This is a genomic window from Streptomyces sp. AC627_RSS907, assembly GCF_019049165.1.
This window is the reverse complement of sequence record NZ_JAGMUE010000069.1, coordinates 1-8,153: the sequence shown is the minus strand read 5'-3', so window position 1 is coordinate 8,153 and position 8,153 is coordinate 1. Positions and strand designations below refer to the sequence as shown.

Annotated in this window: 7 protein-coding genes and 1 pseudogene; 3 read left to right on the top strand and 5 right to left on the bottom strand. The window is 74.8% G+C overall.

Annotated features, from left to right (window positions below; genetic code table 11):
* Positions 1–829: pseudogene (locus tag KUM32_RS17275) on the bottom strand (Toxic cation resistance protein); the annotation flags it as partial.
* A gap of 264 nt (positions 830–1,093) precedes the next feature.
* Between KUM32_RS17275 and KUM32_RS17270 the strand changes: the two are divergent.
* Positions 1,094–3,184 (top strand): PhoX family phosphatase, encoded by a 2,091-nt coding sequence (locus tag KUM32_RS17270; RefSeq protein WP_217142803.1) that lies wholly within the window; start codon positions 1,094–1,096, stop codon positions 3,182–3,184.
* A 47-nt stretch (positions 3,185–3,231) separates the two neighbouring features.
* Here KUM32_RS17270 and KUM32_RS17265 read toward each other — a convergent pair whose 3' ends face one another.
* From KUM32_RS17265 to KUM32_RS17250, 4 genes are all read right to left on the bottom strand, one after another.
* Positions 3,232–4,239, bottom strand: coding sequence for an endonuclease/exonuclease/phosphatase family protein (locus KUM32_RS17265; protein WP_217142802.1), 1,008 nt, complete (start codon positions 4,237–4,239; stop codon positions 3,232–3,234).
* A gap of 90 nt (positions 4,240–4,329) precedes the next feature.
* Positions 4,330–4,686 (bottom strand): ADP-ribosylation/crystallin J1, encoded by a 357-nt coding sequence (locus tag KUM32_RS17260; RefSeq protein WP_217142801.1) that lies wholly within the window; start codon positions 4,684–4,686, stop codon positions 4,330–4,332.
* A 59-nt stretch (positions 4,687–4,745) separates the two neighbouring features.
* On the bottom strand, positions 4,746–5,660 hold the full coding sequence (locus tag KUM32_RS17255; RefSeq protein ID WP_217142800.1) for a hypothetical protein: 915 nt from the start codon (positions 5,658–5,660) through the stop codon (positions 4,746–4,748).
* A 207-nt stretch (positions 5,661–5,867) separates the two neighbouring features.
* Positions 5,868–6,332, bottom strand: a complete 465-nt coding sequence (locus KUM32_RS17250; RefSeq protein WP_217142799.1) for a hypothetical protein — start codon at positions 6,330–6,332, stop codon at positions 5,868–5,870.
* Between the two features lie 127 nt (positions 6,333–6,459).
* Here KUM32_RS17250 and KUM32_RS17245 point away from each other — a divergent pair, with 127 nt between their 5' ends.
* Both KUM32_RS17245 and KUM32_RS17240 read left to right on the top strand, forming a co-directional pair.
* Positions 6,460–6,633 (top strand): hypothetical protein, encoded by a 174-nt coding sequence (locus KUM32_RS17245; protein WP_217142804.1) that lies wholly within the window; start codon positions 6,460–6,462, stop codon positions 6,631–6,633.
* A gap of 70 nt (positions 6,634–6,703) precedes the next feature.
* A complete protein-coding gene (locus KUM32_RS17240; protein ID WP_217142798.1) occupies positions 6,704–7,771 on the top strand; it encodes a hypothetical protein in 1,068 nt (355 codons plus the stop codon).
* The last annotated feature ends 382 nt before the right edge of the window (positions 7,772–8,153 follow it).

Below are 8,153 nucleotides of genomic sequence, written 5' to 3'. Positions count from 1 at the left end.
GCTGGGGGGACTGTGTCGCCTCGGCGGGGGCCTCCGGCTGGGGGCTCTGTGTCGCCTCGGCTTCGCCTTCGGCGGGGGTGTTCCCACCCGCACCACCCGTGCGGGTCTCGTGGTCGGGTGCGGGTGGCCCCTGTGGGGCGTTCTCGCCGTCGGCGGCCGCGGGGGCCTTCGGCTTCGCCTCGGGCTCGGGCTCGGGCTCCGGTTCGGGCTCCGGTTCGGGCTCAGGTTCCGGCTCGGTTTTGGGCTCAGGCTCGGGCTTGGGCTCCGGTCCTGGCGTGGGGTCGGGTTCGGCCTTGGCGTTGGCCTTGGCCTCGGGCCCCGGTCCGGCCTGCGGCTCGGGCTGGGGTGCCGGTTCTGGCGTGGGCTTGGCCTGGGCCTCGGGCTGGGGCGCGGGCTCGGTCTCGGCCTCGGGCTGGGCCTCGGGTTGTGCCTCGGTCTTGGCCTCGGGCTCGGGCTCGGTCTTGGCCTCGGGCTCGGGCTCGGTCTTGGCCTCGGGATGGGGCGTCGGCGCCGGTTCGGGGTCGGGGGTGGTGCTGTCCGGGGCTTCGGTGGGCTTGGGGACCGTGATGTTGGCGAAGGCGGCCCTGACGAGTTCGTGCTCGTCGGGGGCGGCCTCCGTGCGGGGCTCGGGGACCTGGGCCGCCTTGGGGTCCTCCGGCTGGGCCGGGGCCTCGGCGGGCTCCGGGGACGCGGTGGGCTGGGACGGGAGCTGCGGCTCCGGCTCGGCGGCGGCCGAGGGTGCCGTCTCCCGCGTCGCACCCTCCGCCTGGGCGGCCCGTTCTTTGCGTGACCGGCCGAACGCGTTCCGCAGGAGAGTGAGAATGCCCATGTGCGCAACCCTTCGCGTGAGTTGATGCCCGTCAATCCCTGGCCAGGACGGACACGTAAGGTTAGCGGCCCGGGCATGTGATCTTGTGCAGGATCTGCCATGGAAGTCCGGGCGCGTCAAGGCCCGATCGAGCCGTCCCGGACATTTCCTTTCCGCTGCCACGGGTTCACCCGCAGTTCATCGCCGCGCCCGACTCCCGCACGTATGTGCACCTACGGTCACGCTGATACCAAGGGCATCCAAAGGCGTTTCAGGGAGAACAGAGTGCGCAAGCTGCTGCCGTTGATCGGAACACCGTCCGGTTCGCACCCCGGTGGCCGGTCCGCCATGACCTGCCGTTTCCGGTGTGGCGACGCCTGCTTCCACGAGGTGCCCAACACCAGCTCCAACGAGTACGTCGGCGACGTCATCGCCGGTGCGCTCAGCCGCCGGTCGATGATGCGCGCCGCGGCCGTCGTCACCGTCACCGCGGCGGGGGCCGGGGCCGTGGGCGTGGCGGGGGCGCCGTCGGCGCAGGCCGCGCCGGCGGCCGGAAGGGGGCACGGTGCGGGGCACGGGAAACCGTCGAAGGCCAAGGGTGCGCGCGGGCTGCGGTTCACGCCCGTGGCACCCAACACCAAGGACGCCGTCACCGTGCCCGAGGGGTACCGTCAGGACGTCGTGATCCGCTGGGGCGAGCCCATCCTGCGCGGGGCGCCCGCCTTCGACCCGGAGCGGCAGACCGCCCGGGCCCAGGCCGGGCAGTTCGGCTACAACAACGACTTCCTCGCCCTGCTGCCGCTGCGCGGTGAGCGCGGTCGCCAGCTCCTCGTCGCCAACCACGAGTACACCGACGAGGTGCTCATGTTCCGCGGCTACGACCCCGAGAACCCGACGCGCGAGCAGGTCGAGATCGCCTGGGCCGCGCACGGGCTGTCCGTCGTCGCCGTGGAGGAGGAGCGCGGGAGCGGCAGGCTGTCGCCCGTCTCCCGGCACCACCTCAACCGGCGTGTCACGGCCACCACCGAGTTCCGGCTGACGGGCCCGGCCGCCGGGTCGGACCTGGTGAAGACCTCCGTGGACCGGACCGGCCGGAAGGTGCTCGGCACCCTCAACAACTGCTCCGGCGGCACCACCCCGTGGGGTACCACGCTGCACGGCGAGGAGAACTTCAACCAGTACTTCGCCAACGGCAGCCGCGCCACGGACAAGCGCTACGGCGTCGGCACCGGCACCACCGAGCGCAAGTGGGAGCGGTTCGACAAGCGGTTCGACATCGCCCGGGAGCCGAACGAGGTGCACCGCTTCGGCTACGTCGTCGAGCTCGACCCGTACGACCCCGACTCCACGCCCCGCAAGCACACCCTGCTCGGCCGCTTCAAGCACGAGGCCGCGACCGTGCGGCTGACCCACGACGGGCGCCCGGTCGTCTACACCGGCGACGACGAGCGGTTCGACTACTTCTACAAGTTCGTCGGCAGCAAGCGGATGCGGCACGGCAACAGCCGCTGGGCGCGCGAGCACAACCTGTCGCTGCTCGACGAGGGCACCCTCTACGTCGCCAAGCTCAGCGGCGACTCCCCCGCGATGGAGATCGACGGCACGGGCACGCTGCCGAGCGACGGCGAGTTCGACGGCAGCGGACGCTGGATCCCGCTGGTCACCGCGACCGAGGACGGTGCCGTCTCGCACGTCGAGGGCATGACCGCCGAGGAGGTCTGCGTCTTCACGCGGCTCGCCGGCGACAAGGTCGGGGCCACGAAGATGGACCGCCCCGAGGACATCGAGCCCTCGCCGAAGACCGGCAAGGTGTACGTCGCCCTCACCAACAACTCCAAGCGCGGTGTCGACTCCAACGCCAAGGCGGACGAGGCCAACCCGCGCCACGCCAACAAGCACGGCCACGTGCTGGAGCTGACCGAGCGCTGGAACCGGGCCGACGCCACCAGCTTCGCCTGGTCGCTGTTCCTCGTCGCCGGTGACCCGGAGGACCCGGCGACCTACTTCGCGGGTTTCCCGAAGGACCGGGTCAGCCCCATCTCCTGCCCCGACAACGTCGCCTTCGACGACCACGGCAACCTGTGGCTGTCCACCGACGGCAACGCGCTCGGCAGCCACGACGGCCTCTTCGGCGTCGCGACGCAGGGCGACCGGCGCGGTGAGCTGAAGCAGTTCCTGACCGTGCCGACCGGTGCGGAGACCTGCGGCCCGCTCATCCAGGACCGGCGTGTGCTGGTCGCCGTGCAGCACCCGGGCGAGGTCGACGGCGCCACCGTGGAGAAGCCGGCGAGCACCTGGCCGGACGGACCCGGCACGATGGTGCGCCCGGCGGTCGTGGCCGTGTGGCGTGCGGACGGCCGCGACATCGGCGTCTGAGCGCCGGCTCCCGAACCCGGGCCGGGACCAGCCGGTCCCGGGCCGGGTCAGCCGTCCCCGTGCAGGGTGAGGTCGACGACCAGGGCGCGGTGGTCGGTGTCCGCCAGGTCCAGGAAGCGGGCCCGGTGCGCGGCGAAGTCCTCCGAGACCAGGACGTGGTCGATCTGCACGCCGAACGCCGGGGCGGTCCGGGTCGGCCAGGTGGCCGTCCGGTCGGCCCCGGCCAGCCGGGCCGCGTCCCGCAGCCCCGTGTCGAGGATGCGGCGGAAGGCGGCGTGGTCCTGGGAGGCGTTGAAGTCGCCGGCGAGCACGGTGGGGGTTCCGCCGTGCTCGGCGGCGGCGTCGCGCAGTGCGCCCAGCTCCTCGCGCCACAGGCCCACCTGGTCCGGCAGCGGCGGCATCGGGTGGGCGAGCTGGAGCCGTACGGCGTGACCGCGTACGTCGGCGACGGCGGCGGGCATGCCCATGGTGCCGGGGACACCGGGGGCGGGCTCGAGCGGGAAGGCGCTGAGGATGACGGACCCCTCGGACCCGCCGCCCTCGACGGCCTGCCGGTGGGGGTAGTCGGCCGCGAGGTCGCGCCGTAGCGCCGCGTCGCACGTGTACTCGCACTCCTGGACGAAGAGCAGGTCCGGCTTCTCCCGGCGTACGGTCGCGATCAGCGAGCCGGTCCCCCGCCCGAACTCGACGTTCGAGGTCAGCACCCGCACGTCGGCGACGGGCGGCCCGGCGGGTCCGTCGCTCGTGCCGTACGGCTCGATGAACCACGCCAGCAGTCCGAGCAGCGCGACGCCCCACACCGCGCCGGCCCACCACCGGGCGAGCAGCGTCAGCAGCAGCCCCGCCCCGGTCGGCACCAGCAGCCACGGCAGGAAGGCGAGCAGTTGCGGCACCGGCGTGATGCCGTCGCTGTCGGCGACCCGGCAGCCGACGACCACGCTCACGCCGGCGAACAGCAGTCCCGCGGCCCAGGCCCCGAGGCGCCGGCCCGTGCGGCGGGCCGCCGGCCGGCCGCGGGAGCTCGTCCACTCGCCGGTCGCCGTGTCGGTGTCCAAGTCCCGGCCTTCCGCTCGCGGGTGCGGTACCTGCCTGATGCCCGGATCCTCCCTCAAGGACGGGATCCGCGGGTGGAAAGTCGCGTGGCGCTAGCGAATCCGCGCGTGGAACTCCCGTACGACCTCGATGCGCCCCACGATGTGCCGGTTGAACTCCTCCAGTTCCTCCGCCGGGACCCACAGCTCGAGGATGGTCTCGCCGCCCGCCTGACGCACGGGGTAGCGCTCCAGGAACCCGGTGTCGGCCTCGAAGCGCGTGACGTAGCCCGAACCGGACGCGGGGACGTTCCAGTCACGGGCGATGCGGACGGCGTAGTCCTCGTTGAGGACGGGGTAGAAGATCGGCTGTTCGGGCAGCCGGGGCGGCCACGCCGTCCAGCCGGAGGCCTCGACCAGGGCCAGCTCCGCGGGGCCCGTGGGGCGCCACAGAGTCGTCGTCTCGGTCATGGTCGGTGACGGTAGCCGCCCGGGCGGGGGCCGGGCCAGGTGTTTACCGGGGAGGCCGCTCAGAGCCGGGTGCGGGTCGGGCGGGGCGGTGGCGGGTCGGCGGTGGCCTGCGCGCGTGCCCGGCGGCGCCGCAGCAGGTGCCCGTACCGGCCCGTGAGCCAGGAGGTCAGGGCGACCGTCAGGCCGAGGCCGACCAGCAGCCAGGAGGTCGTGCGCAGGGTCGCGGTCAGGGCGTCGTAGACGGCACCCGCGGCCGGGTCGTCCACCGCGCGGGGCAGTTCGGCGAGGGTGAGCCGGCGGCCGACCACGACGGCGAGGGCGAGCAGCGCCCCGCCGAGGGCCGTGCCGATCCCGGCGGCCGTGACCGCGCGCCGTCGGCACGCGGCGAGGGCGATGCCGGCCAGCGCGAAGACGACGGCGGCGAGCGGCAGCCAGAACGCGGCCACGTCGAGCACGTGGTAGCCCTTCCTGAGCCGGTCCACCTCGCGGGCCGGGAGCACGGTCACCGCGGTGTGCCGGACCGGGATGCGCCGGGCGAACGGCACGTTGTCGTCGGCGAGCCGCTGCTTGATCCGGGCGGTGACGGGTGCCAGGTCGACGGTGACCGCGCGACTGCCGGCCCGTTCGTCCCGCAGGGCGCGCAGTACGGCGACGTGGACGGCCCGGTTGGCCGCGTCCCAGCCCTCGCGGAAGGCCTCGGTCCGGGTGAACGACCGTGCCGCGTCCCGCACGAAGAGCCGCACGGTGCCGCTCAGGGGCCCGGCCGCGACCTCGCCCATGACCCCGTCGCCCACCGTGGTGGCCACCGCGTCCCGTACGTCCGGGTGGTCGGCGAGCGGCGCCATGGCGGCGGCGTACCGCCCGGTGTCGGCCAGTCCGTACGCCGCCCAAGCCGCCAGTGTGCCGCACGGTGCGAGCAGGCAGGCGAGGGCGATCAGGACGGCCGACAGGGCGCTGCGGAGACGTGGGGACACCTTTCCAGGCAAGGCCCCGGAGGCGGCACGGGCGAGCGGCGTGACTGCATATGGCCCCCTGGCCCGAGCCGAACGGGTGTCCTGACGGGCCACTCGGTGGAACGCCCCCGGCACGTCCCGAGCGCCCGCCCGGCCGGCCCGGAAGCCGGGCCGGCCGGGCGGGTTGGTGGCCGGGCGGGGTCGGTGGCCGGGTGGCCGGGCGGGTGGTCAGGCCATGTGGTGGCCCGTCGCGTCCTCGTGGGTGTAGTAGCAGTAGAACAACATGGCGAACACCGCCGCCGCGAGCAGCAGGGACACGACGACGCAGGTGAACATGGCCACGCCGCTCTGCGCGTAGAGGAACCCCAGCGCGCTGCCCGCGAACGCGCCCCACAGCACCGCGTGGCCCTCGCGCGGGAGTCGCTGGGCCACCGCCCGGACGACGGCGTACAGGACGACGAACGCGAGCACGGTCAGGAAGCCGAACAGCAGGTTCCAGCCGGTGATGGGGCCGCCGTGGCGCCGGATGGAGGCGGCCCAGTAGCCGTAGACCAGCCCCGCCGCGAGGGGCGCCGCCCACCTCGCCACCTTGTGGGTCCGCTCGCTGAAGACGTCGGGGGGTTCCGGCGCCGTACGGCCGCGTGTGCGCGTCGGCCCGGTGGATGCCCCGCCTGTCGGTAGCGCCTGAGCCATGAGAGCACTCCTCTCGCCTCGCCCCCGACTACCAGGGCACACCGCCGGGAGCCGCCCGGCAAGTCAGGATGCGGGCCGCGGGGGCGCGTGTTTCGCTGGGCCCGTGAGGGGTCGCGTCCGCAGGGCGGTGAGTGACCGGTGGCGGTTGCTCAGCCGGCTGGCCCGCGCTGCCGGCCGGGGCGACGCCGTGGCCCGCCACGAGCTGTTCAGCGTCCACGGACGCAGCGTCGCGTGGGTGTGGCTGTCCGACGACACCACGGTGTTCGCGGTACGGCGACGGGAAGGGACCGACGGCGGCTGAGTGCCCCGCTGTGCAGCCGCAGCGGTTACGGTGCTGCCGTACGTGATCGACAGGGGGAGGGGACAGGGACATGCCCGGAACCGTGCTGCTGCTCGCGGCGTCGCCCGTGGGCAAGGGGGGCCTGGTGGACGCCGCCTCCGTGCTTCCCGTGCTCGCGGCCGTGCCGCCCGCCGTGCTCTCCGGCACCGACACGGCGAACGTCGTCGAGCTGGCCGACCCACTGGACCCGCAGGCCGTCCTCACCCGGCTGCGCGCCGCCGCGGCGGCCCCCGGCCCGCTGACCGTCTACGTCACCGGGCAGCTCCAGCTGGACCGGCGCCAGCGCCTGCCGCATCTGGCGCTGGCCCGCACGACACCGGCCACGGTCCGCTACACCGCCCTGCCCTGGCACTGGATCCGCGAGGAACTGCGGCTGCGGCCGAGCGGCGCGACGACGCTCCTGCTCGACCTGCACGCCGACCAGGAGACCTGGCAGTGGCTGCGGACACACCCGCTGGACTCCGGGCGCAACAACGCCGTTTACGGTCGCATCGCGCCGCCGCCCGCGCGCCGGACGGTGGCCACCCCGGCCTACATGCGCGGTGTCGCGACGGTCCTGCGCAGCGGGTACCGGCCGCCGCCGGACCAGTTGCACCAGCAGGCGCTGGCCCGCGCCGCGGCCGAGGGCGCGCCGGCCGGCACGGACCTGGTGCTGTCGGCGCCGGGGCCGGTGGCGGGCGACCCGCACGCCGTCATCGCCGACGCCGTGCGGGCCGGGCGGCACGCGGACGCCGACGCACTCGCCGCCCGGCACGAGCTGGCCGCCGCCCACGCGCACGGGCCCGCCTCCGAGGACGCGCTGCACTGGGCGGAGGTCCGGGCCGACCTGGCGATGTTCGCGGGCGATCCGGCGCGCAGTTGCCGTGCCTGGCTGACGGTGGCCGAGACCCGGCTGGGCGCGGGGCAGCCGGCGGGGGCGCCGGCCGTGGAGGCGGCCGTCGACCGTGCGCACCACCAGTGGGGGCGGGTGCGCGACGCCGGGCAGGCCCGGGAACTGGGCGTGGCGCTCGCCGCGCTGCGCGGCCGGGTGCCCGGCCCGCGCGAGGGCGCGCTGGACCATGTGCAGCGGGAGCTGAGCCGGTTGCAGACCCAGGGCTGAGACCGGCACCTGACGGGGTGGGGGCGCGGCCGGGCACGTAGGGGTGAGCTGGCGCCCGGCAGCCGCACGGCCGGGGCGCCGTTCCCCGGGCCGGACGGGCCGGGACGGGCGGAGAGGGGCGCCGGGGCGCCAGGCCCACTACCGGGAGTGCCGAGGATGGTGAGGCTGCCGAAACGGCAGAGTGGGCCGCGAGCCCCAAGGGAGCCGAGTGGTCTGCGGGGCCGAGATGTCCGAGGAGCTGAGCGGTCAGCGGGGCCGAGATGTCCGAGGGGGCCGAGCGGTCGGTGGGGGCCGAGACGCCTGAGGAGCTGAGCGGTCAGCGGGGCCCTGACGTCCGAGGGGGCCGAGCGGTCGGTGGGGGCCGAGACGCCTGAGGAGCTGA

What these genes read in the sequence shown, in the direction of transcription:
- KUM32_RS17260 (WP_217142801.1), bottom strand. Translation starts at nt 4,686, where the DNA reads ATGACCGAGACGACGACTCTGTGGCGCCCCACGGGCCCCGCGGAGCTG.
- KUM32_RS17250 (WP_217142799.1), bottom strand. Translation starts at nt 6,332, where the DNA reads ATGGCTCAGGCGCTACCGACAGGCGGGGCATCCACCGGGCCGACGCGC.
- KUM32_RS17240 (WP_217142798.1), top strand. Translation starts at nt 6,704, where the DNA reads ATGCCCGGAACCGTGCTGCTGCTCGCGGCGTCGCCCGTGGGCAAGGGG.